The sequence below is a fragment of the Amorphoplanes digitatis genome, from assembly GCF_014205335.1.
Taxonomy (GTDB): domain Bacteria; phylum Actinomycetota; class Actinomycetes; order Mycobacteriales; family Micromonosporaceae; genus Actinoplanes; species Actinoplanes digitatus.
This window is the reverse complement of record NZ_JACHNH010000001.1, coordinates 794,262-815,966: the sequence shown is the minus strand read 5'-3', so window position 1 is coordinate 815,966 and position 21,705 is coordinate 794,262. Positions and strand designations below refer to the sequence as shown.

Genomic DNA, 21,705 nt, shown 5'->3' with positions numbered 1-21,705 from the left:
ACGACAAATCACAACGAGACGCTTACTCCCGCCAGGCGGTGTGTATCGACACGTCACGGGACGATGCGTATGTGAGGATGGAAAGTATGTCGCATGGCGGGGAAATCTTCGGCCTCGGTGGAGACGCAGCCTCCGAGCCCAGCTTCGAGACCGCCCTGCGGGGTTATGAGAAGAAGCAGGTCGAGCGCTACGTGGCGCGTGCCGAGAGCGAGATAGCCACCCTGGCGACCGAGCGCGAGCAGGCCTATTCGCAGATACAGGCGATGGCCGGGCAGATCGACCGGCTTCAGCAGGAGGCCGCCCAGTCGCGGCGCCAGCCCGGCATCGGCGCCGAGGTCTCGTTCCGCCACCTCGGCCCGAAGGTCGAGGAGATCCTCGCCAAGGCCGAGGAGGTCGCCGCGGACATCAAGCGCGCCGCCGCCGACGACATCGCCGCCCGCCTCGCCGAGGCCGAGCGGATCCGCGGCGAGGCCGAGGCGCACGCCCACGACGGCGTCCGCGACTTCGAGATCGCCCTGGCCGCCCGCCGCGCCGAGGAGGAGAAGGCCGACGTCGCCCGGCGGGCCGCCGCGGAGAAGGCCGTCGCCACCAGCCGCCAGGCCGCCGAGCAGATGCGCGCGGAGGCCGAGTCGACGCTCGCCCGCGCCCGCGCCGAGTCCAAGCAGCTCGGCGAGCGGGCCACGCAGGAGGCGCAGCGGGCCCGCGCCGAGGCCGACGGCTACGCCAAGTCGACCCGGATGCAGGCCGACCAGGAGATGAAGGCGCTGCGCGCCAAGACCCAGCAGGACGTCGCGAAGCTGCGCACGGATGCCGAGCGCGAGCGCACCGAGCTGAAGTCCTCCGTCGCCCAGGAGCTCACCCAGATGCGCTCGAGCGTCGAGAAGCAGTGCGCCGACCTGCGCAGCGAGGCCGACAAGTACGCGGAGGAGGTGCTGCGCCGCTCCGACGAGCAGGCCACCTCGACCCGCAAGGAGATCTCCGCCCAACAGGAGAAGATCAACCGGGCCGGCAAGGACCTGGAGACCGCCCACGCGGAGGTCGCCGAGGCCGAGCGGAAGGTCGCCGCGGCCAAGGAGCGGGCTGAGGCCGCCGAAAAGGACGAGGCGCTGGTGCAGCAGCGCCTGGCCGAGGTGACCAAGGAGCTCGAGGCCGAGCTCGAGCACGTCGCCGAGGCGAAGCGCGCCGGGGAGGCCGCGGAGCGCCGCGCCACCGACGTGCGCCGCCAGGTGCAGAAGGAGGCCAAGCGGGTCGCCGAGCTGGCCGCCGCCGCGGTCCTCGCGGCCGCCGCGTCCCCGGACGATGACGAGGACGAGGAGCCGGCCGCACCGGCCGCCGGCCAGGCACACGTCGGCGCGCAGTCGCCCTCACCCATGACGTCGGTCGGCCAGCACGCGGCGCCCGAGACGGCCACGGCGGCGGTCCCCGGGCCCACGGCGTCCGGCTCGGCCGCCCCCGCGAAGATCAGCGCCTCGGCCAAGGTGACGCCCCGTCCGGCGGACAGCCGGGTCGGCGTCGACGCGGACTGAGCAGCGCGACTTCGGACAAGCGAGTGGCGGGCACCGGCCAGTACCGATAAATTGCGCCGGGGCGCACCGGTCGCCGACCTCTGCCCGGGCCCCCGTCGTGCAGATGGGGAGGTTCCGGGTGACGGCCGACGATGCCCGCGCGGTTGACGAGGACACCGATGCGGTGGAGCCGCCGGCCGACGATGCCGTGCCGGCCGACGATGTCGTCGCCGATCACTCCGGCGAGTTCGGCCGGCCCGGCCCGCCGCTCAACTGGCGCAACCCGTTCCTGTTCGGACTGTTGGGCGGGCTGGGGCTGATCACCGCGTACGGGATCTTCCTGGGCCTGAGCAACGCGGCCTCGATCCTGGTGCTGATCTTCATCGCGATGTTCCTGGCGATCGGCCTCAACCCGGCGGTCACCCGGATACGCAGCTGGGGCGTGCCCCGGTGGCTGGCCGTGACCGTGCTGACGCTCTCCATCGTGCTGCTGCTCTGCGGCGGCGTGTTCGCGCTGATCCCGCCGCTTGTCACGCAGACCGGCGAGCTGGTCGAGAACGCGCCGGGCTACATCGAGAGCCTCCAGCGCAACGAGACGGTGAACGACCTGGTCCAGCGCTACGACATCCTGCACAAGGTGCAGAGTGCCGTGGACGCCGGCACGGTGACCGACGCGCTGGGCGGCGTGGTCGGCGGCGCGAAGCTGCTCTTCGGCACGATCTTCAACGTGCTGACCGTGCTGGTGCTGGTCATCTACTTCATGGCCGCCTTCGACCGGATCAAGGAGGGCGCCTACTCCCTGGTCCCCCGCTCCCGGCGGGACCGGGTCCGGCTGCTGACCGACGAGATCCTCGGCAAGGTCGGCGCGTACATGGTGGGCGCCATCGCGATCGCGGTGCTGGCCGGCGTCTGCACGTTCGTGTTCGCGACGATCGTCGACCTGCCGTACCCGTTCGCGCTGGCGGTGGTCGTCGCGGTCTGCGACCTGATCCCGCAGATCGGCGCGACGCTGGGCGCGATCATCGTCAGCCTGGTCGGGCTGGCGGACTCGCTGACCACGGGCATCGTCTGCATCGTCTTCTTCGTCGTCTACCAGCAGGTGGAGAACTACCTGATCTACCCGAGGGTGATGCGCAGGTCGGTGAAGGTGAGCGACGTGGCGGCGGTGACCGCGGCGCTGCTTGGCGTCGGGCTGTTCGGCGTCATCGGCGCGCTGATCGCCATCCCGGTGGTGGCGGCGGTCCAGCTCATCATCCGCGAGGTCGTGAACCCCAGCATGGAGCAGAAGTAGCGCTCACGACCCGGGCTTGGGCATCGGCACGTCCGAGAAGGCCGCCACCGTGCGGTCCGCGTACGCGTTCATGTCGCCGGACTCCATCTCGCCCGGCCAGGTGCGCGGCAGCGGCACCTCGACGCCCGGCGCCACCCGGCGCACGACCTCGTCGAGCACGGTCTCCGCGTCGCCGACCCAGAGGTGCTTGGCGCCCGGCACGCCCACCACCTCCGCCTGCGGTATCGCCGCGAAGCGGGCCTCGGCCTCCGCCGGGCGCAGGTAGTCGTCGAACTCCGGCACCAGCGCGGTCACCGGCTTGCCGTCCGCCGCCCAGGCGGCGAGGTGCTCCTCGGACGAGAAGCGCAGCGGCGGCGACAGCAGGATCGCGCCCGCGACCGCCGGGTCGAGGCCGTGCATCAGCGTCAGGTCGGTGCCGAACGACCAGCCGAGCAGCCAGATGTTCGGCAGGTCGAGGAACTCGGCGTACTCGATCGCGGCCGCGACGTCGTACTTCTCCGCCTCGCCCGCCGAGAACTCGCCCTCGCTGGTGCCACGCACGCTCGACGTGCCCCGGGTGTTGAAGCGCAGCACCGCGACGCCGGCCAGCGCCGGCAGCCGCCAGGCCGCCTTGCGGAAGATGTGGCTGTCCATCATCCCGCCGTGCGTCGGCAGGGGGTGCAGGCACACGAGCGTCGCCACCGGCTCGCCCGCCTCGGGCCGGGCCAGCTCACCCACGAGCGTCAGGCCGTCGGCAGTGTGCAGCTCGATGTCCTGCCGCCGGGCAGGAAGCACGGAGTTCGCACGGATCTGGTTACTCACGTTCCCATCCTCACCCATAGCGTGGCGCGTTGCGCGAGCGTTCCACCGTCGGGCCGCGCCGGTCACGGGCCCGCCAGCAGCCGGTGTGCCAGTGCCGCCGGTCGCTCTCGTCGCCGCGGTCGTCGACCGGCCAGGCCACGATGTGTGCGACGCCGGGGCGGATCTCCTGCGTGCAGCCGGGGCACCGGTACGCCTTGACCGCCGCCCCGCCGAAGATCGACCGGACCATCCACTCGCCGTCCTGATACTGCTGGATGCCCTCGACGCCCTTGCGGGCGCCCTCGCCGCCGAAGGGCGCGGACGGCTCGGAGCGCCGTGGGCGGTTGCGGCGAGGACTCACGAAATCAAGCGTACGTGTGAGGCGCGGGCCGCCGAATGCGACCTAGACTCACGTTCATGACGGCTACCCGCACTCCCGGCCTGCCCGTGGTCGAGGACGGCTTCCTCATCTCGACAAGCCCCGCCACCGGCGTCGAGGCGGGACGCGTGCCCGTCAGCGACGACAAGGCGGTCGACGCCGCGGTCGAGCGGGCCCGCGTGGCCGCCGCCTGGTGGGCCGGCCTCGGCTTCGACGGCCGCAAGACGCGGCTGCTGCGCTGGCGTGCCCTGCTCGTCCAGCGGATCGAGGAGCTGGGGGAGCTGACCCACGCGGAGACGGGCAAGCCGGCCACCGACGCGATCATCGAGGCCATCGCCGCGATCGAGCACGTGGACTGGGCGGCCCGCAACGCCAAGCGGGTGCTCGGGCCGCGGCGGGTCAAGACCCGCCTGCTGGTCGCCGAGCACGCCGGCCACCTCGAGTACCAGCCGTACGGCGTGATCGGCGTGATCGGCCCCTGGAACTACCCGATCCTCACGCCGCTGGGGCCGATCAGCGGCGCGCTGGCGGCCGGCAACGCCGTGGTGCTCAAGCCGAGCGAGTACACCCCGGCGGTCGGCCAGTGGCTGGTCGACACGTTCGCCGAGGTCGTGCCCGAGCAGCCGGTGCTGCAAGCGGTGCACGGGCTGGGCGACGTCGGCGCCGCGCTGTGCCGTTCCGGCGTCGGCAAGATCGCGTTCACCGGTTCGACGGCCACCGCCAAGCGGGTCATGGCCACCTGCGCGGAGACCCTGACACCGGTCATCCTCGAGGCCGGCGGCAAGGACGCGCTCATCGTCGACGCCGACGCGGACGTCGCCGCGGCCGCCGAGGCCGCGGTCTGGGGCGCGATGACCAACGCCGGGCAGACCTGCATCGGCATCGAGCGGGCGTACGCCGTCACGCAGGTCTACGACGCCTTCGTGGCCGCCGTCGTGGAGAAGGCCGGCCGGCTCCGGCTGGGCGAGGAGATCGGCCCGATCACGATGCCGGGCCAGGTCGACATCATCCGCCGGCACATCGACGACGCGCTCGCCGCCGGCGCGACGGCGGTGCTCGGCGGCGCCGACGCGGTGCAGCCGCCGAACGTCGCGCCGACCGTGCTCGTCGACGTGCCCGACGACTCGGCCGCGATCCGCGAGGAGACGTTCGGGCCGACGCTGACCATCACCCGGGTCGCCGACGCCGACGAGGCGATCGCCAAGGCCAACTCGCTGCCGTACGGCCTTGGCGGCGCCGTGTTCGGCAAGGCCAACGGTGTCCGGATCGCCCGGCGGATGCGCGCCGGCATGGTCGCCGTCAACTCCACCCTGAGCTTCGTCGGCAACGCCAACCTGCCCTTCGGCGGCATGGGCGACTCCGGCTTCGGGCGCATCCACGGCGACGACGGGCTGCGCGAGTTCGGCCGGGCCAAGTCGATAAGCGTGCGCCGGGCGCCCTCGCTGCTGCCCTCGATGACCTTCGAGCGCACCCCGGCGCAGGTGCAGCGCATCGTCAAGGCGGTGAAGCTGCTGTACGGCCGCCGCCCGTGACCCCGTTTGCTAGCGTCGGCCGGTGGATCATTCCGCGATCGAGGTCCGCGACCTGTCGGTGAGCTACGGCTCCGCGCCGGTGCTGGTGGACGTCCAGCTGACCGTGCCGGTCGGCGCCGGTGTCTGCGTGACCGGCGAGAACGGCATCGGCAAGTCCACGCTGCTGCGCTGCGTCGCCAGCCTCCAGCGCCCGGACGCGGGCGAGATCGAGATCTTCGGCGGCCCGCCCGGTTCCACACCGGAGTTCTGGCGTGCCGTCGTCACCACTGTGGAGCCCCCGACCTGGTATCCGGGCCTCACCGCCCGCGAGCACGGCGAACTCGTCTGCCGCGCGCACGGCCTGACCCCGGAGACCGCCGGCCTCGACGAGATGCTGGAACGCTTCGGCATCGCGTCACACGCCGACGTCATCCCGCCCTCGCTCTCCTCGGGCCAGAAGCAGCGGCTCACCCTGGCCCTGGCGCTGCTGCGGCCGAGCCGACTGCTGATCCTGGACGAGCCCGAGCAGCGCCTCGACCCGCAGGCCCGGACGATGGTGGCCGGCCTGCTGCGCGACTATCTCGCCGGCGGCGGCACGGCGCTGATCGCCAGCCACGACGACGCGTTCGCGGCCGCGGCCGGCACCACCACGATCAACATGGCCGACCTGCACGCCGCCGGGGCGCGGTGACCACGACCGTCGCCGTCGGGAGCGTCCGGCGCTGGGTGCGCCGGACCCGGTCGGCGCACCGCGAGCGCGGCGAGACGCTCGGCAACTTCTACTTCGCCGTGCTGTTCGTCGCCATCGTCGGCGGCATGCTGCACCGGCAACTCGCGGCGATCTTCTGGCCGGCCGCACCGAACGCCTCCGCGCTGGCCGGCGGCGCGCTGTGCCTGGTCATCGTCGGCGGGCTCTACCTCGCGCTGCGCCGCCTCGGCCCGCTCGGCCTCAGCCGCCCGGCGGCATCCTGGCTGCTCACCGCCCCGGTCAGCCGCCGCCGGCTGCTGCTGCCCTCGCTCTGGTCGGCGGCGATCGGTGCGGCGCTCGCGGGCACGCTCGGCGGGCTCGCCGTGCTCGGGCACGTCGCCGCGCGGCCCGTGCCCGGCCCGGACGCGCTGCTGCCGCTGGCCGGCGCGCTGCTCGGCGGCGCCCTGCTGCTCGTCGCGCTGGACGCGCAGGCGAACCGCCGATGGTCGGCCTGGTCGGACGACGCGGCCTATCTGCTGGCCGCGGCTGGGCTGGCCGGGCTGGTCGTCGACTCGGCCGTTTCCGCGCCCCGCGCGAGCGCGGGATGGCCCGCCGGCGGCGTCGTGCCCGCCGTGACCGCGGCCCTCGCGGTGGTCGTGACCGCCTTCTTCCTGCTCGCGGTACGCCGCCTCGCGCGTACCCCCAACGAACGGATCCTCGAGGCGTCCAAGACCGCCGGCACGCTGCTCGACTCGGCGTTCGGGGTGGAGCCGTCGTTCGTGACGGAGATGATCGAGCGGCGGTACTGGGCGCGGCGCAGGCTGAGGTCGCGGCGCCTGTCGACGCGGGTGCCCGTACTGGTGGCTCAGGATCTGATCCTGCTGCGCCGCCGGCCGCGCCGGCTGCTGTGGCTGGCCGGCGCCACCACCCTGCCGGCGCTGCTGGCGCACGCGCCGGGGTGGATCCTCGCCGTCGCCGTGCTGGCCGGTGGCCTGGCCGCCGGCGGCGCGGCCGCGGCGACGGTCCGCACGGACGCCGGCAACCCGGTCCTGCTGCGCCTGCTCGGCCTGAGCTCGCGGGATTCGGTCATCCAGCGGCTCTGGGTGCCCGGCGTGCTGGCCGCACTCTGGTACTGCGCCGCCCTGTCCCTGCTGCGCGGCCTCGGCGACCTGCCGGCCGGACCGTGGTGGGCGCTGGGGCTGGTGCTGGGCCCGGCCGGCGCGGCCGCGACGATCCGCCGGGCGCGCGTCGGCTTCGTCGACAACGGACTGTTGCCGCTGGACACCCCGATGGGGTCGTTCTCGACCGGACCGGCGATCAGCGCGTTCGCCGGGCTCGACGTGCTGCTGCTCGGCCTGCCAACGGTGGTGCAGATCGCCCAGGGCACCCCGCTGACCTGGACCGGCGTCGCGGTGCAGGGCGCGGTCGCCGCGCTCGGCGCGCGGGCGTACGTGAGCGGGACCACCGAGAAGGACCGGGTCGAGCTCAGTGCCCGCTAGCGGCTAGAAGAGGGTGAGCTCGTCGCGCTCCATGCCGCGCAGCCGGTCGTAGTCGACGACCACGCAGCGGATGCCGCGGTCGGTCGCCAGCACCCGGGCCTGCGGCTTGATCTCCTGCGCGGCGAAGACGCCCTGCACCGGTGCGAGCAGCGGGTCGCGGTTCATCAGCTCGAGGTAGCGGGTGAGCTGCTCGACGCCGTCGATCTCGCCGCGCCGCTTGATCTCGACCGCCACCGCGCCGCCGGCGGCGTCGCGGCAGAGCAGGTCCACCGGGCCGATCGCGGTCATGTACTCGCGGCGGACCAGGCTCCAGCCCTCGCCGAAGGTCTCCGGGTGCGCGGCGAGCAGCTCCTGGAGGTGGGCCTCGACGCCGTCCTTCACCAGGCCCGGGTCGACGCCCAGGTCGTACGAGGTGTCCTGGAAGATCTCCTCGAGGGTGATCCGCAGCTCCTCGCCGGCCTTGTTCACCACCCGCCACACGCCGTCCGCCTCGCGCAGCTTGCAGGGCGGGCTCATCCAGTTCAGCGGCTTGTATGCACGGTCGTCGGCGTGGATCGAGACCGAGCCGTCCGCCTTGACCATCAGCAGTCGCACCGCGGGCGGTAGATGGGCGGAGAGGCGGCCGACGTAGTCCACGGAGCATTTCGCAATGACCAGGCGCACCCGACGAGGGTAGCCGCCGCGCCGGGCGGGCTCGCGTGGCGGTGCCATCCTGGGGACGTGCTCGAAGCGCTCACCGGTACCGGCCTCGCGGCATCCGCGGGACTCAATGCCTACATCCCCCTGCTCACCATGGGTCTGCTGGCCCGATACACGGATCTGATCGAGCTGCCCGACGGCTGGCAGTGGCTCTCCGGCGGGTGGGCCATCGGCATCCTCGTGGTTCTGCTCGCCGTCGAGGTGGTCGCCGACAAGGTGCCGGTGCTGGACCACGCCAACGACGTCGTGCAGACCGTGATCCGGCCTACCGCCGGCGGGCTCGCGTTCGGGGCCGGCTCGGCGTCCCAGACGGTGACCGTGTCCGATCCCGGCTCGTTCTTCGGCTCGCACCAGTGGGTGCCCGTCGCCGCGGGTGTGGTCATCGCGCTCTGCGTGCACGGCGTGAAGGCCGTGTCGAGACCCGTGGTGAACGCCTCGACGGCCGGCCTCGGCGCGCCGGTGGCCAGCACGGCCGAGGACCTCGGCAGCGTGCTGCTGTCGGTGCTGGCGATCCTGCTCCCGGTGCTTGTCCTGCTCGGACTCCTGCTGATGATGTTCGCCACCTGGTGGGTGATCAGGCGGCGAAAGCGGCGAAAGCGGGAAGGGAGGCCTTTAGAGGGTGTCGGTACCGAGCGTCTGTTTGGTTGACTGCTGCGGTGCCCGCGATCGCCGTACCCGCCTTCGCCCTGACCTGGTGGCTGGGTTGCTACCTGGTGGGGCGTGACCCCACCCGTCCGCTGCTGTGGCGCTCGGCCGCCGCCCTGATCGCGTACGCGGTCGCGGTGGTCGCCTGGACGCTGAGCCCGGCCTCCGCCCTGGCCCAGTTGCTGCTCTGCGTGCCGGCCCTGTTCTGGGCCGGCGTGGCCGCCGGCCTGCTGCCCCGCGCCGCGCCGGAGTACCGGCCGGCGAACCGCGGCTGGCCGATCCTGGCGGCGGTGTTCCTGGTGCTGGCCGCGGTGCTGCCCGGCGTCGGCAAGCTGGTCGCGCTCGCGCCGCTGGCGGGCGCGATGGTCCTGCTGATGCGCTACCGCGAGCGGGTGCGCCCCACCGCGCTGCCGTCGGCCCTCGCCGCCGCGGCCGCGCTGTACGCGCTCGGCCTTGTCGTCGTGCTGGCCCCGATCGACCTGGGCGCGCCGGTCCTGGTGGTCGCCGCGATCGGCCTCGATCTGCTGCTGATGGGCTTCCTCGTCGCGGTGGCCGACGCGGTCGACGCGGGCGAGCGGCTACAGCCCGGCCTGGGCCGTGCGCTGATCGCCGGTGCGGCGGCCCTGCTGCTCTGCGGCGGCCCGGCGGTGCTGACGATGCTCGCCGCGCCCGGCCTCGGCGCGGTGACCCTGCTGCAGTTCGCGCTGGTGGCGATGGTGGTCGGCGCGGTCGGGTGTGCGGGGCAGCTGCGTGCCGGGCTGGACCGGCTGGCGTTCCTTGGTGACGAGCGGCTGCGGCAGGACCGCGCCGCGCTGCTGCTGGCGGCCGACGCGCTGCCCCGGCGGCGCGAGCGGCACCGGATGATCGCCCTGGACGCGGAGGAGTTCCAGCGGCTGACCCGGCGGGCCCTGGAGGACTTCGGCGACGTGGGCCGGCTGCTGCGCAACCCGCTCGTCGACCTGCCGGCCGTCGACCGGCGGCTGGCCGCGCGCGGGCCCGGTGTCGCCGAGCAGCCGCTGGTGCGGGCCGCGGAGTTGCGGGCCGTGCTGAGCGAGCACGTGCTGCGGCTCAAGCCGGCCGGCGCGTTCGGGACCACCGAGGAGTGGCGCTACTTCAACACCCTCTACTACTGCTGCGTGCTGGGGCTGCGGCCGTACCGGCGGCGGTCGCTGCCCGATGGGCTGGACCGGGACGCGCGGCGGGCGGTCGACTGGTTCCGCCGCTACGTGCCCCGGCGCTCGCTGCACCGCTGGCAGGCCGAGGCGGCGAACATGGTGGCCGCGCACCTCTGGCGGGACCTGGTGAGCACCGATCCGCGCTGGCTTGCCGGGGCCGGCGGCGCCCGCCGGGAACCCGTGCGGTGACGCTTCGATAGCGACACGCGCCACATAAGTTGGCAACCACGGCAAAATGGTTAAAATCTCCCATCGTGACTTCCGGGGGGTGCTGTGGGTAGCCACCGCAACACGCTGGTCGCCGTCGTCCGGCAGGAGCTGGCCGAGGCGCGCGGCACCGCCCGGGCGGTGCTGGCCGCCGCGGAGTCGGCCCGCAGCGAGGCCCTGCGCCGCAAACAGCTGATCCGGGACGCCTATTCGACCTGCCTGGCCCAGCTCGCCGAGGCGCGCGAGGCCGCGCGGCAGGACATCCTGCGGCGGACCTCGACCGAGGCCGCCACGCTGACCCGCAACGTCGAGTCGCTGGCCGCGCTCTGCGCGTCCGGCTCCGCCGGCACGCCCTGGCGCTACTGGACGCCCACCGAACCCGACCGGGTCGGCCGCCCCCGGCTGCTGCGGATCGGCACGGTCAGCTACGACGCCGGCGACGGCGACCGGCGCCTGCCCGCCCTGGTGCCGCTGCTCGACCACGCGCACGTGAACCTCGTCGGCGACCCGGAGACCGCGGACGGCGTCATCTCCGGGCTGCTGCTGCGGGCCCTGGGCACCACCCGCCCCGGCGACGTCCGGCTCACCGTCTACGACCCCGAGCAGCTCGGCGGCACGCTCGCGGCGTTCGCGCCGCTCGGCAACGCCGGCCTGCTCTCCTTCGTCGGCCCGGGCGGCCTGAGCGCCGTGCTCGATGACCTGGTCGAGCAGATCTGCCGGGTCAACGAGACCGTGCTGGCGGGCGAGTACGCGTCCCTCGCCGAGCTCACCGCCGCGACCGCCGGCCCGCGCCGCGAGCCGTGGCGGGTGGTCGTGCTGCTCGCCGACGCCGAGCTCACCGGTAGTCAGCGTGCCCAGCTCGACCGCATCGTCCGCACCGGCGTTGCCTGCGGCGTACACCTGGTGGTCCGGGGTCTCGAGCTCGCGCCGCATCCCACGGTGGAGCACATCGCCGTGCGCGACGGCACGGCCACCTGCGACACCACCGGCGAGCTGACGGTGACCCTCGACGCGCCGCCGCCGCCGGACCGGATCGCCGGCTTCGCCCGGAGCACGGCCGAACGCCTGCGCGAGGGGCCGCCGCCGGCCAGCTTCGCCGACCTCGAGCCCGACAAGCTCTGGACCGAGTCGTCCGCGCACGGCCTGGCCGCGCCGATCGGCGACAGCACCGACGGCCCGCTGATCTGCGTGCCGCTCGGCGACGACCCGCCGCACGCGCTCATCGGCGGCCCGTCCGGCTCCGGCAAGACGAACCTGATCTACGCCTGGATCGGCTCGCTCGCGGCCCGGTACAGCCCGGCGGAGCTGGCGTTCTACCTGCTGGACTTCAAGGAGGGCGTGTCGTTCGCGCGGTTCGCGCCCGGCCCGCGCGACCCCAGCTGGCTGCCGCAGGTCCGGCTGGCCGGCATCAACGTCAACGGCGACCGCGAGTTCGGTCTCGCGATGCTGCGCCACCTCGGCGAGGAGCTACGCGCCCGGGCGCAGGCCGCCAAGCGGTACGAGGCGTCGAAGCTGGCCGAGCTGCGCGCCGAGGACCCGGGCGGGCACTGGCCCCGGATCGTCGCCGTCATCGACGAGTTCCAGGTGCTTCTCGCCGGGCGCGACGCGCTCGCCGACGAGGCCGTGACCCTCCTGGAGGACCTGGCCCGGCGCGGCCGTTCGCAGGGCATCCATCTCGTGCTGGCCAGCCAGGACGTCTCCGGCATCGAGGCGCTCTGGGGCCGGTCCGGCCTGATCGGACAGTTCACCCTGCGCATCGCGCTCCCGAAGGCGCGGCGCGTGCTCGCGGACACCAACCTGGCGGCCGCGGTCATCCCCCGCTTCCACGCGGTCGTCAACGCCGACTCGGGCGCGGCCGGCGCCAACCACATCGTGCGGCTGCCCGATGCCGGCGACCGGGCCGCGTGGCGCACCCTCCAGCACAAGCTGTGGCACAGCCGGCCGGACGACTGCGTGCCGCCCCGGCTCTTCGACGGCGACGCGGTGCCGCGGCTGCCCGAGGCGTACCGGCCCGCGGGGCGGGTGCCGCGGGTGACCTCGGACATCGGCTCCTCGCCCGGCGCGGTGCTCGGCGAGCGGATCGACGTCGCCGCGCGCCCCGCCCGGCTGCGGCTCGGGCGGATGCCGGGGCGCAACCTGGCGGTGCTGGGCACGCGTACCGGCGAGGCCTGCGACGTGCTCGCCGCGGCCGCGCTGTCGCTGGCCGCGCAGGGGCCGGCGCGGTTCAGCGTGGCCTGCCTCGACCCGGGCGCGGAGCGGGCGGCGGCCCGGCTGATCGCCGAGCTTCCGCAGGCCGACTGGTACGGCCCGGCCGACCTGGATCAGCTCTTCGCCGCCCTCGAGCCGGACGGCATCCCGCACTACCTGCTCGGCTACGCGCTCGACGCCGCCGGACCGTCCTACCGGGAACGGCTGCGCGCCGTGCTCACCGACGGGCCCGAGGACCGCACGCACGTGCTGGGCTGGTGGCGCTCGGTGCAGCGGCTGCGCGACGACCTGGGCGGGATCGGCGCGCGCCTGGACACCATCGGCGCGTGGGTCGCCCTCGACGTGCAGGGCCCCGAGCTCAGCCCGCTCTCACCGCAACCCGGCGGGCCGGTCTGGTATCCGCGCCGCCGCCGGGCACTCTTCTTCGACCGATCGGTGCACCGTCATCCGGAAGTGATCATCCCGTACGAGGTGAACAGTGACCACACGTGACCGCGACTACCAGCTGATGATGAGCGCGCTCGCCGACGTCGCCCGGCGCCGCGACGAGGAGCTGGAGAACGCCGAGCAGGCCTACCAGACCAGCTCGGCACAGGCGGCCGGTGAGCTGGCCCGGGCGGAGAACGACGCCATCGCGGCCGACCGCTGGGCGGGTGCCGCGGCGGCACAGGTGCTCGACGTCGACCGGGAGGCGGCCCGGCTCTGGGACGGGCTGCGCCGGGCCCGGGGGATGCGGGTGCGCACGCTCGGCGAGATGCCGGAGCCCGCGGCGATCGAGACGCTGCCGCGGGTCGCGCTCGAGAGCTCGCCGGATGCCGGCGGTCCGGCACCGGCGCCGCGGCAGTCGGCCCGCACGCTGCTCGCCCGGACGGCGGAGCGGATCGACGTCACCGTGCGCCCGGCCGCGCGCCGCCCGGTGCCGCGCTGGGTGCTGCCGCTGCTGCCGGTGCTCGGCGCGCTGATCGCCGGCGCGTGCGGGCTGGTCGCGGCCGGGCTGGTGACCTTCGGCGGCAGCGGAATCCCGGGCGGGGCCGTGCTGCGCGGGCTGGGCTGGCTGGCGTTCCTGATGGCGCCGTCGGCGGGCGTTCCGGTGGCCGCCGCGATCGCGCACCGCCGGCTGAACGCCCGGCTCGACGTCGGCGGCATCGGCCTGACCCTGCTCGGCGGCATGCTCGCGGCCACGCTGCTGTCCGTGACGTTCGCGGGAACGCGCTAGCCGGCGCGCTCCCGCGAGGCACGTCAGTACGTGTAGAAGCCCTTGCCGGTCTTGCGGCCCAGGTCACCCGCGGTGACCATGCGCTGAAGCAGCTCCGGCGGGAAGAACTTCTCGTCCGCGGTGTCGTGGTAGATGTTGCTCGCCGCGTTCAGCATCACGTCGAGGCCGGTCAGGTCGACGGTGGCCAGCGGGCCCATCGCGTGCCCGAAGCCCAGCTTCATGACGGTGTCCAGGTCGGCGGCCGAGACCACGCCGCTCTCGACCAGGCTGATCGCCTCGACCAGCAGGGCCGAGAAGAGCCGGTTGGAGACGAAGCCGGCCACGTCCCGCTTGACCTCGACGCAGGTCTTCCCGACCTCCTCGGCGAAGTTGCGGGCGTCGGCCAGGGTCTCGTCGGAGGTCTGGTAACCCCGGACCAGCTCGACCAGCTTCATCATCGGCACCGGCGAGAAGAAGTGGATGCCGACGACCGACTCGGGCCGCGAGGTGACTGCGGCGATCTGGGTGATCGGGATCGCGGACGTGTTGGTGCCGAGCACCGCGCCGGGCTTGCAGATCTTGTCGAGCGCGCGGAAGACCTCGTGCTTCGCCTCGAGCTTCTCGTAGATCGCCTCGACCACCACGTCGGCGTCGGCCATCGCCTCGAGATCGGTGGTCGTGGTGATGCGCCCCGCCGCCGCCTCCGCGTCCTCGGCCGAGATCTTCCCCTTGGCGGCGAAGCGCCCGAGGGAGTCCCGGATCGCCGCGACGCCGCGGCTCAGCGATGCCTCATCCAGGTCCCGCATGGTGACCTGCCAGCCCGCCTGGGCCGCCACCTGTGCGATGCCGGAACCCATCAGGCCGGAGCCGATGACAGCGAGTCGACCCGCCATGTGTGCTCTCCTTCTCCACGTAGAGGTTGCGGTGACAGCCTAACCGCCCCGCTTAACGCTGACTCAGTGCCTCGATCGGGGCAAAATCGGGGAAAACGGCGGCCACCGGTGCCAGACTGTGCGCATGCCACCAAGCGACGGCTGGTACCTGGTAGGGCCGTTCATAGCCGTCGCGCTGGTCGGGTTCCTCGCCGCCGTCTTCTGGCGGATGGGCCTGCAATGGAACCAGGTCGGCGAGAACCCGCCGCGCGAGCTCTGCGAAGGACGCGAAACCTACGAGGGCCTGGCCATCTTCGGCGAGACCGAAGACTACGGCCTGCTCTGCCCCGCCGCGGCGACCTTCGACCCGGGCATCGCCGTGGAAATCCGCGGCCTGCTGGCCGCGGCCGGCATCCGCTCGACGTCGGCCGCCCGCCCGGACGGCCGACTGATGGTCCTGGTCTTCCCGGAGGAGGTAGACGAGGCCCGCAGGCTGGTCGGCGGCTCACCCGCCCTCTGAGCGGGCGCCAGGCCCGCTCAGAAGTCGAACGTCGGCTCGGCGACGACCGCGCGCTCCACCTCGACGCCGAGCCCGGAAAGGTCCGACACGAAGTTCGGGTAGCCGCGGTCGATGTGGTGGACCTCACCGACCTCCGTGCTGCCCTCGGCGCACAGGCCCGCGATGACCAGGCCGGCGCCCGCGCGGATGTCGGTGGCCCGCACCGGGGCGCCGGAGAGACGCTCGCGCCCGTTCACCACCGCGTGGTGGCCGTCGGTGCGGATGTCCGCGCCCAGCCGGACCATCTCGTTCACGAACATGAACCGGCCGTCGAAGATGTTCTCGGTGATCAGCGACGAGCCCGTGCTCACCGCGGCCAGGCCGATTGCCATCGGCAGCAGGTCGGTCGCGAAGCCCGGGTACGGCAGGGTCACGATGTCGACGGCCTTGGGGCGGTCGTCCATGCGTACCCGGAACAGGTTGTCGCCCGGCTCCACCACGGCGCCGGCCGAGACCAGCTTGTCCAGGGCGATCTCCAGGTAGGCGGGCTGCACCCCGTGCACCGTGACGTCGCCGCGGGTCATCGCCGCGCCGAACGCCCAGGTGCCGCCGACGATGCGGTCGCCGACCGTGGCGTGGCGCACCGGCTTGAGCCCGTCGACACCCTCGACGGTCAGCGTCGAGGAGCCCGCGCCCGAGATCTGCGCGCCCATCGCGGTGAGCATGTCGCAGATGTCGACGATCTCGGGCTCCCGGGCCGCGTTGTCGATCTCGGTGACGCCCTTGGCCAGGACGGCCGCCATCAGCAGGTTCTCCGTCGCGCCGACGCTCGGGAAGTCCAGCCAGATCTTGGCGCCGTGCAGGCCGCCGGGCGCCGAGGCGATGACGAAGCCGTGTTCGCCGGAGATGTCGGCGCCCATCCGGGCCAGGCCGGCCACGTGCATGTCGAGGCCGCGCGAGCCGATCGCGTCGCCGCCGGGGTGTGCCACCCGGACGTAGCCGCGGCGGGCCAGCAGCGGGCCCAGCACGCAGATGGAGGCCCGCAGGCGGCGCACCAGGTCGTAGTCCGTCTCGCTGCCCGGCTCGGCGGGCACGTCGATCGTCGCGTCGCCGGCGCCGAGCGACACGTCGCAACCGAGCCGGCGTAGCACTTCGGCCATTATGGCGACGTCGGTGATGTGCGGGACGTTGGTGACCACGCTGCGCCCCTCCGCCAGCAGCGCGACCGCCATCAGCTTGAGTGCCGAGTTCTTCGCGCCGCCGACCGTGACATCGCCGGAGAGACGCACGCCGCCCTTGACCCTGATCACATCCACGCGGGCAATCGTATGGGGCAGCGCCCAGCCACCTCCGTAGGGTGGGGGGCATGGCTGTGCATCTCACCCGCATCTACACCCGCGCCGGCGACGCCGGCGCGACCCGGCTCGGCAACAACGAGGTCACCGCGAAGACCGATCCCCGGGTCGCGGCGTACGCCGACGCCGACGAGTGCAACGCCGCGATCGGCGTCGCGCTGTCCATGGGCGCACTCGCCCCGGACGTCAAGAGCGTCCTGACGGCCGTGCAGAACGACCTGTTCGACGTGGGCGCCGACCTGTGCAACCCGCTGGCCGAGGACCCGCCCTACCCGCCGCTGCGGATCAACGAGGCGTACGTGACCCGCCTCGAGGGCTGGTGCGACGAGTACAACGACCAGTTGCCGGCGCTCGACTCCTTTGTGCTGCCGGGCGGCACGCCGGGCGCGGCGCTGCTGCACGTGGCCCGCACTGTCGCGCGCCGGGCGGAGCGGTCCGCCTGGGCCCTCCACGAACTGGACGAGGCACGCACGTCACCGCTGCCGGCCAAGTACCTGAACCGGCTCTCGGACCTGTTGTTCATCCTGGCCCGCACGGCGAATCCGGCCGGCGACGTCAAGTGGGTGCCCGGCGGGGTCTCCTGAGCCGTCCCGCCCGCCAGCGCGGCGAGACGCGGCGAGACGCGGCGCGGCCGGCCCGACCGGGTCGGGCCGCGCCCTGGATCAGCGCTCGACGACCCGGGGCGTGATGGCCGGGCGGGGCGCGACCGAGCCCGGCTGGCCCGGGGGGCCCGCCTCGAGCCACGAGAGGAAACCGGTCACCGTCGACTCCGCCATGGCGATCTCGAGCTGCGCGCGGCCCGTCGTGCAGAGCAGCACCACGCAGTGGCCCGGCATGGTCAGGCGTTCCGGCCCCTCCGGCAGCCGCCGGTGGCCGACCTCGAGCGTGCGGCGGTTCAGCACGCGCTTGGGACGGAAGCCGAAGCTGAACATGCGGTGGAAGCGCAACTCGTCACCGACGAACTGGCCGATCCCGGAGGACCAGCCGCGCCCGGGGACCATCGTGCTCACCCGGACCTGTAGCCGGATGGTGCCGCCGCCGGCCATGAGCAGGCGGCGGCGCAGAAAGACCGCCAAGAGGGCGACGAGCAGCGTGGCGACGCAGATTCCGAGGATCACCAGAACCCGCATCGCCGGCGTCAGTGCGCGTCGGGAGTGGCGGGGGTGGCGCTCTCGGCCAGGACCGTCACACCGTCGGCGTCGACGGAGAGGAAGCCACCGGCCACGTCGTAGGTCAGCTGCTCGCCACCGGCGAGCTTGACCCGCACCTGTGACGGCTCCTTGAGCAGGCCGAGCAGTGGGGCGTGGCCGGGCAGCACGCCGAGCTCACCCTCGACGGTGCGGGCGACGACCATCTCGGCTTCGCCGGACCAGACCTTCTCCTCGACGGCGACGACCTGGACGTGCAGCTGATTGGCCACGCTGTCTCCTTGTAAAGCCTGCGGACGCTCTTGGGATGAAGTCTAAACGGCTGGGTGACACCACGGTGCCTCGGGTGGCGACCGCCACTGCCGACTATCAGAGTTTCTGGAAGAAGTCTGGGTGGTCGATCAGGAACGTCGTGATCGTGTCGTTGTTGACGGAGGCGAAGAAGGAGTCGGCGGAGGGCTCGAGCGCCTCGCCGAGGTACTTCTTGTTCTCGATGATGCTCCGGCCGGGCAGCTTGACCAGGGTCATGTCGTCGGAGCGCAGGCCCTTGAGCGCCAGGCCCCAGTCGACGATCGTGTGGCCGTTGCCGTCGAAGATCAGCGCGTCACCGGCGGCCCGCAGCACGGCGTCGAGCTTTACCGGGTTGGTCACCACGTTCTTGCTCAGCGCCTGCGAGGCCATCGCCTTGATGAACTGCTGCTGGTGCCGCTGGCGGTCGTAGTCGCTGCGGGGCAGGCCGTAGCGCTGACGCACGTAGTCGAGCGCCTGCCAGGCCTCGAGGTGGTACGTGCCCTTCTTGTACTCCGCCTGCGGCCCGATGTAGGGGTGCTCGCAGTTGTTTGCCGCGCACTCGGGGCGGCGGTCCCGCGGCTTGCCGTTGGGCTTCAGGTGCTCCGACTTCACGTTCTGGTCGATCTTCATCGTGACGCCGCCCATCGCGTCGACGATGTCCTTGAAGCCGTTGAAGTTGATGATCGCGCCGGCGTCGAACTTCTTGATGCCCGTCAGCTTGCTGACCGTCTTGGCGAGCAGGTCGAAGCCCTGCGCCACGTCGTGCTTGCCGTTGCCGATCGAGCTGCCGTACGACATCGCGGCGTTGATCTTCGCGGTCCCGCCCCGGAAGCCCGTCTTCTCGAACGGCGGGATCTCGACCCGCAGGTCGCGCGGGATCGAGAAGAGGTAGGCCTGCTTCAGGTCCTTGGGTATGTGCACCACGATGATCGAGTCGGACAGCGGTGCCGCGTTGGTGTTCCGCGGGTCGATGCCGACCAGCAGGATGTTGACCGGGCCCTTGATGTCGCTCGCCTTGGTGGCGCCGTTGGCGGCGTTGCCGAAGAGGTCCTTGGTCTCGACCGCGCCGGCATAGCGCGCCACCAGCACCTGGCTCGTGACGAGCCCGCCGCCGCTGACGACCATCAGGACGGCCCCGAGGATCGCGCAGAGCCGCGCCCACAGGGGCGCGCGCCGGCGGTTCCCGGATTTACTGCTCTTCGCCACTCGATCCCCAACCATGCCGGTCGAACCATCCGCGATCAACGGCAGTGCCAGACTATCCGATCAACAAAAGAAAGATTCACGTCCGAAAGCAGTACTGCGTAGCTAAACGGACATAACGGCACTCTGGAAACGCGTGAGCCGCGCCGACAAGCGTCGGCGCGGCTCACGTGAGATCCGCAAGATCAGCCCTTCATGAGCTCATGCGCGTTCTTCTCGAGGTCCTCGAGGCCACCACACATGAAGAAGGCCTGCTCGGGGTAGTTGTCGTACTCCCCCTCGCTGATCTTCTTGAACGCCTCGATGGTCTCCTTCAGCGGGACCGTCGAGCCGGGTACGCCGGTGAACTGCTCGGCGGCGTACGTGTTCTGCGAGAGGAAACGCTCGATGCGGCGAGCCCGCTGCACCGTGACCTTGTCCTCCTCGGAGAGCTCGTCCATGCCGAGGATGGCGATGATGTCCTGCAGGTCCTTGTACTTCTGGAGGATCCGCTGCACCTCGCGGGCGACCGCGTAGTGCTCGGCACCGACGAACTCCGGCGCCAGGATCCGCGAGCTGGAGGCCAGCGGGTCCACGGCGGGGTAGATGCCCTTGTCGGAGATCGACCGCTCGAGGTTCGTCGTGGCGTCCAGGTGGGCGAACGTGGTCGCCGGCGCCGGGTCGGTGTAGTCGTCGGCGGGCACGTAGATCGCCTGGAGCGAGGTGATCGCCTTGCCACGGACCGACGTGATCCGCTCCTGGAGCTCACCCATCTCGTCCGCCAGCGTCGGCTGGTAACCGACGGCGGACGGCATGCGGCCGAGCAGCGTCGACACCTCGGAGCCGGCCTGGGTGAACCGGAAGATGTTGTCGATGAAGAGCAGCACCTCCTGGTTCTGCACGTCACGGAAGTACTCCGCCATGGTCAGCGCGGAGAGGGCGACGCGCAGGCGGGTGCCCGGCGGCTCGTCCATCTGGCCGAAGACGAGGGCGGTCTTGTCGAGCACGCCACCCTCGGCCATCTCCAGGATGAGGTCGTTGCCCTCGCGGGTGCGCTCACCCACGCCGGCGAACACCGACGTACCACCGAAGTTACGGGCGACCCGGATGATCATCTCCTGGATGAGCACCGTCTTGCCGACGCCCGCGCCGCCGAACAGGCCGATCTTGCCACCGCGCACGTACGGCGCGAGCAGGTCGAGCACCTTGATGCCGGTCTCCAGCATCTCGGTCTTCGGCTCGAGGTCCGCGAACGCCGGGGGCTTGCGGTGGATCGGCCAGCGCTCGGTGATGTCCAGCGTGGACGGGTCCACGTTGAGCACCTCGCCGAGGGCGTTGAACACGTGGCCCTTGGTCACGTCGCCGACGGGCACCGAGATCGGCGAGCCGGTGTCCCGGACCTCGGCGCCGCGGACCAGGCCGTCGGTCGGCTGCATCGAGATGGCGCGGACCAGGTTGTCACCCAGGTGCTGGGCGACCTCCAGGGTCAGCGTCTTCGTGCCCCCGGAGAGGGTCACGTCGACGTGCAGCGCGTTGAAGATTCCGGGCATGCCGTCACGGGGGAACTCGGCGTCGACGACCGGGCCGATGACCCGGACGACGCGGCCGACGCCGGTCTCCGTCTTGGTGGGCTCAGCAACAGCAGTCATCACTCATCACTTCCCGCCGCGGCCAGCGCGTTGGCGCCGCCGACGATCTCACTGATTTCCTGGGTGATCGCAGCCTGCCGCGCGGAGTTCATCTCGCGCGTGTACCGCTTGAGCAGGTCGTCCGCGTTGTCCGACGCGCTCTTCATCGCCCGGCGCCGAGACGCCGACTCGCTGGCCGCCGAGTCCAGCAACGCCGCGTAGATCCGCGTGTTGAGGTACTTCGGCAGCAGCGCCTCGAGCAGCTCCTCCGCCTCGGGCTCGAACTCGTATGCCGGACGCAGCCCGGGCTCGCGCTCCAGCTCCTCGACCTGCATCGGCGCCAGGAAGCGCGCCTCCGCGGCCTGGGTCATCAGCGACTTGAACCGGGTGCTGACGATGTGCAGCTCGTCGACGCCCTGAATGCCGTCCGGCCCGAACGACTCGTCGTTGTCCGCTCCGGCGACGAACGCCTCCAGCAGGGCGTTGCCGATGGCGCGGGCGTCGGCGAACGACGGCCGCTCCGAGAACCCCGTCCAGCTGGTCTCGATCGGCCGGTTACGGAACCGGTAGTACCCGACGCCCTTGCGGCCGACGATGTACAGCGCCACGTCCTTGCCGTCCGCACGGAGCCGGGCCATGAGCTGCTCGGCGGTGCGGATCGCGTTGGCGTTGTAGGCGCCGGCCAGGCCCCGGTCGCTGGTGATCAGCAGGACCCCGGCCCGCCGCACCCGCTCGCGCGACTGCAGCAGGGGGTTGTCGATCGTCGCGTTGGACGCCAGCGCCGTCAGGACCCGCGTGATCGCCTCCGCGTACGGCTTGGAGGCGTTCACCCGCTCCTGCGCCTTGGCGATGCGGCTCGTCGCGACGAGCTCCTGCGCCTTGGCGATCTTCTTGGTGGACTTGACGGTGCGGATGCGCCGCCGAAGTGCCTGTACCTGACCGGCCATG

Annotated in this window: 21 protein-coding genes; 11 read left to right on the top strand and 10 right to left on the bottom strand. The window is 72.3% G+C overall.

The window, feature by feature from the left end; translation table 11 throughout:
- Nucleotides 1-86 precede the first annotated feature (86 nt).
- The gene (locus tag BJ971_RS03810; protein ID WP_184989852.1) at nucleotides 87-1,526 is read left to right on the top strand and encodes a Laminin subunit beta-1; all 1,440 of its coding nucleotides are present in this window, start codon (nucleotides 87-89) and stop codon (nucleotides 1,524-1,526) included.
- A gap of 103 nt (nucleotides 1,527-1,629) precedes the next feature.
- Nucleotides 1,630-2,796, top strand: a complete 1,167-nt coding sequence (locus BJ971_RS03805; RefSeq protein WP_184989850.1) for an AI-2E family transporter — start codon at nucleotides 1,630-1,632, stop codon at nucleotides 2,794-2,796.
- A gap of 3 nt (nucleotides 2,797-2,799) precedes the next feature.
- On the opposite strand, the gene BJ971_RS03800 is transcribed toward BJ971_RS03805, so the two are convergent.
- Both BJ971_RS03800 and BJ971_RS03795 read right to left on the bottom strand, forming a co-directional pair.
- Complete coding sequence (locus BJ971_RS03800; RefSeq protein ID WP_239087506.1) at nucleotides 2,800-3,597, bottom strand: alpha/beta hydrolase; 798 nt, start codon at nucleotides 3,595-3,597, stop codon at nucleotides 2,800-2,802.
- A 10-nt stretch (nucleotides 3,598-3,607) separates the two neighbouring features.
- Entirely contained in the window at nucleotides 3,608-3,937 is a 330-nt protein-coding gene (locus BJ971_RS03795; RefSeq protein ID WP_184989846.1) for an Rv1322 family protein, read from the bottom strand.
- Between the two features lie 56 nt (nucleotides 3,938-3,993).
- Between BJ971_RS03795 and BJ971_RS03790 the strand changes: the two genes are divergently transcribed.
- The 3 genes from BJ971_RS03790 to BJ971_RS03780 are packed head-to-tail and all read left to right on the top strand — an operon-like array spanning nucleotide 3,994 to nucleotide 7,653.
- A complete protein-coding gene (locus BJ971_RS03790) occupies nucleotides 3,994-5,487 on the top strand; it encodes an aldehyde dehydrogenase family protein (RefSeq protein ID WP_184989844.1) in 1,494 nt (497 codons plus the stop codon).
- Nucleotides 5,488-5,509: 22 nt separating this feature from the next.
- Nucleotides 5,510-6,157 carry an ABC transporter ATP-binding protein gene (locus BJ971_RS03785; RefSeq protein WP_184989842.1) on the top strand — a complete coding sequence of 216 codons (648 nt, stop codon included), beginning with the start codon at nucleotides 5,510-5,512 and terminating at the stop codon, nucleotides 6,155-6,157.
- Nucleotides 6,154-7,653 carry a DUF6297 family protein gene (locus BJ971_RS03780; RefSeq protein WP_184989840.1) on the top strand — a complete coding sequence of 500 codons (1,500 nt, stop codon included), beginning with the start codon at nucleotides 6,154-6,156 and terminating at the stop codon, nucleotides 7,651-7,653. Before BJ971_RS03785 ends, BJ971_RS03780 begins: the two co-directional genes overlap by 4 nt.
- Nucleotides 7,654-7,656: 3 nt before the next feature.
- Here the strand turns inward: BJ971_RS03780 and nucS are convergent, their stop codons facing one another.
- A complete protein-coding gene (gene nucS, locus BJ971_RS03775) occupies nucleotides 7,657-8,316 on the bottom strand; it encodes an endonuclease NucS (RefSeq protein ID WP_184989838.1) in 660 nt (219 codons plus the stop codon).
- Nucleotides 8,317-8,373: 57 nt separating this feature from the next.
- Here nucS and BJ971_RS03770 point away from each other — a divergent pair, with 57 nt between their 5' ends.
- From BJ971_RS03770 to BJ971_RS03755, 4 genes are all read left to right on the top strand, one after another.
- Nucleotides 8,374-9,000: a DUF4126 domain-containing protein gene (locus BJ971_RS03770; protein ID WP_184989836.1), complete on the top strand. Its 627-nt coding sequence runs from the start codon at nucleotides 8,374-8,376 to the stop codon at nucleotides 8,998-9,000.
- Nucleotides 8,997-10,361 carry a hypothetical protein gene (locus tag BJ971_RS03765; RefSeq protein ID WP_221478726.1) on the top strand — a complete coding sequence of 455 codons (1,365 nt, stop codon included), beginning with the start codon at nucleotides 8,997-8,999 and terminating at the stop codon, nucleotides 10,359-10,361. The genes BJ971_RS03770 and BJ971_RS03765 overlap by 4 nt, the downstream gene beginning before the upstream one ends.
- Nucleotides 10,362-10,445: 84 nt before the next feature.
- Complete coding sequence (locus BJ971_RS03760) at nucleotides 10,446-13,079, top strand: FtsK/SpoIIIE domain-containing protein (RefSeq protein ID WP_184989833.1); 2,634 nt, start codon at nucleotides 10,446-10,448, stop codon at nucleotides 13,077-13,079.
- Nucleotides 13,066-13,803 (top strand): OmpH family outer membrane protein, encoded by a 738-nt coding sequence (locus BJ971_RS03755; protein ID WP_184989831.1) that lies wholly within the window; start codon nucleotides 13,066-13,068, stop codon nucleotides 13,801-13,803. The genes BJ971_RS03760 and BJ971_RS03755 overlap by 14 nt, the downstream gene beginning before the upstream one ends.
- Nucleotides 13,804-13,826: 23 nt before the next feature.
- Here the strand turns inward: BJ971_RS03755 and BJ971_RS03750 are convergent, their stop codons facing one another.
- The gene (locus tag BJ971_RS03750) at nucleotides 13,827-14,675 is read right to left on the bottom strand and encodes a 3-hydroxyacyl-CoA dehydrogenase family protein (RefSeq protein ID WP_184989829.1); all 849 of its coding nucleotides are present in this window, start codon (nucleotides 14,673-14,675) and stop codon (nucleotides 13,827-13,829) included.
- Nucleotides 14,676-14,799: 124 nt separating this feature from the next.
- On the opposite strand from BJ971_RS03750, the gene BJ971_RS03745 reads away from it, so the two are divergent.
- Nucleotides 14,800-15,174, top strand: a complete 375-nt coding sequence (locus tag BJ971_RS03745; protein ID WP_184989827.1) for a Clp protease/crotonase-like domain-containing protein — start codon at nucleotides 14,800-14,802, stop codon at nucleotides 15,172-15,174.
- A 17-nt stretch (nucleotides 15,175-15,191) separates the two neighbouring features.
- On the opposite strand, the gene murA is transcribed toward BJ971_RS03745, so the two are convergent.
- Nucleotides 15,192-16,478 carry a UDP-N-acetylglucosamine 1-carboxyvinyltransferase gene (gene murA / locus BJ971_RS03740; protein ID WP_184998629.1) on the bottom strand — a complete coding sequence of 429 codons (1,287 nt, stop codon included), beginning with the start codon at nucleotides 16,476-16,478 and terminating at the stop codon, nucleotides 15,192-15,194.
- 41 nt (nucleotides 16,479-16,519) lie between these two features.
- On the opposite strand from murA, the gene BJ971_RS03735 reads away from it, so the two are divergent.
- The gene (locus BJ971_RS03735; protein ID WP_184989825.1) at nucleotides 16,520-17,092 is read left to right on the top strand and encodes a cob(I)yrinic acid a,c-diamide adenosyltransferase; all 573 of its coding nucleotides are present in this window, start codon (nucleotides 16,520-16,522) and stop codon (nucleotides 17,090-17,092) included.
- Nucleotides 17,093-17,170: 78 nt separating this feature from the next.
- Here BJ971_RS03735 and BJ971_RS03730 read toward each other — a convergent pair whose 3' ends face one another.
- The 5 genes from BJ971_RS03730 to BJ971_RS03710 all read right to left on the bottom strand — a co-directional run bounded on the left by BJ971_RS03730 (nucleotide 17,171) and on the right by BJ971_RS03710 (nucleotide 21,704).
- Nucleotides 17,171-17,638 (bottom strand): DUF2550 domain-containing protein, encoded by a 468-nt coding sequence (locus BJ971_RS03730; protein ID WP_184989823.1) that lies wholly within the window; start codon nucleotides 17,636-17,638, stop codon nucleotides 17,171-17,173.
- Between the two features lie 8 nt (nucleotides 17,639-17,646).
- Nucleotides 17,647-17,928 carry a F0F1 ATP synthase subunit epsilon gene (locus BJ971_RS03725; RefSeq protein WP_184989821.1) on the bottom strand — a complete coding sequence of 94 codons (282 nt, stop codon included), beginning with the start codon at nucleotides 17,926-17,928 and terminating at the stop codon, nucleotides 17,647-17,649.
- Nucleotides 17,929-18,025: 97 nt separating this feature from the next.
- The gene (locus BJ971_RS03720; RefSeq protein ID WP_184989819.1) at nucleotides 18,026-19,168 is read right to left on the bottom strand and encodes an LCP family protein; all 1,143 of its coding nucleotides are present in this window, start codon (nucleotides 19,166-19,168) and stop codon (nucleotides 18,026-18,028) included.
- Nucleotides 19,169-19,335: 167 nt separating this feature from the next.
- Entirely contained in the window at nucleotides 19,336-20,778 is a 1,443-nt protein-coding gene (gene atpD, locus BJ971_RS03715) for a F0F1 ATP synthase subunit beta (protein WP_221478725.1), read from the bottom strand.
- Nucleotides 20,778-21,704, bottom strand: coding sequence for a F0F1 ATP synthase subunit gamma (locus BJ971_RS03710; RefSeq protein WP_184989815.1), 927 nt, complete (start codon nucleotides 21,702-21,704; stop codon nucleotides 20,778-20,780). The genes atpD and BJ971_RS03710 overlap by 1 nt, the downstream gene beginning before the upstream one ends.
- Between the last annotated feature and the right edge of the window lies 1 nt (nucleotide 21,705).

Coding starts and splice junctions, on each gene's coding strand:
- BJ971_RS03810 (WP_184989852.1), top strand. CDS start 87: ATGTCGCATGGCGGGGAAATCTTCGGCCTCGGTGGAGACGCAGCCTCC.
- BJ971_RS03805 (WP_184989850.1), top strand. CDS start 1,630: ATGGGGAGGTTCCGGGTGACGGCCGACGATGCCCGCGCGGTTGACGAG.
- BJ971_RS03790 (WP_184989844.1), top strand. CDS start 3,994: ATGACGGCTACCCGCACTCCCGGCCTGCCCGTGGTCGAGGACGGCTTC.
- BJ971_RS03750 (WP_184989829.1), bottom strand. CDS start 14,675: ATGGCGGGTCGACTCGCTGTCATCGGCTCCGGCCTGATGGGTTCCGGC.
- BJ971_RS03745 (WP_184989827.1), top strand. CDS start 14,800: ATGCCACCAAGCGACGGCTGGTACCTGGTAGGGCCGTTCATAGCCGTC.
- BJ971_RS03735 (WP_184989825.1), top strand. CDS start 16,520: ATGGCTGTGCATCTCACCCGCATCTACACCCGCGCCGGCGACGCCGGC.
- BJ971_RS03730 (WP_184989823.1), bottom strand. CDS start 17,638: ATGCGGGTTCTGGTGATCCTCGGAATCTGCGTCGCCACGCTGCTCGTC.
- BJ971_RS03720 (WP_184989819.1), bottom strand. CDS start 19,168: ATGGTTGGGGATCGAGTGGCGAAGAGCAGTAAATCCGGGAACCGCCGG.
- atpD (WP_221478725.1), bottom strand. CDS start 20,778: ATGACTGCTGTTGCTGAGCCCACCAAGACGGAGACCGGCGTCGGCCGC.
- BJ971_RS03710 (WP_184989815.1), bottom strand. CDS start 21,704: ATGGCCGGTCAGGTACAGGCACTTCGGCGGCGCATCCGCACCGTCAAG.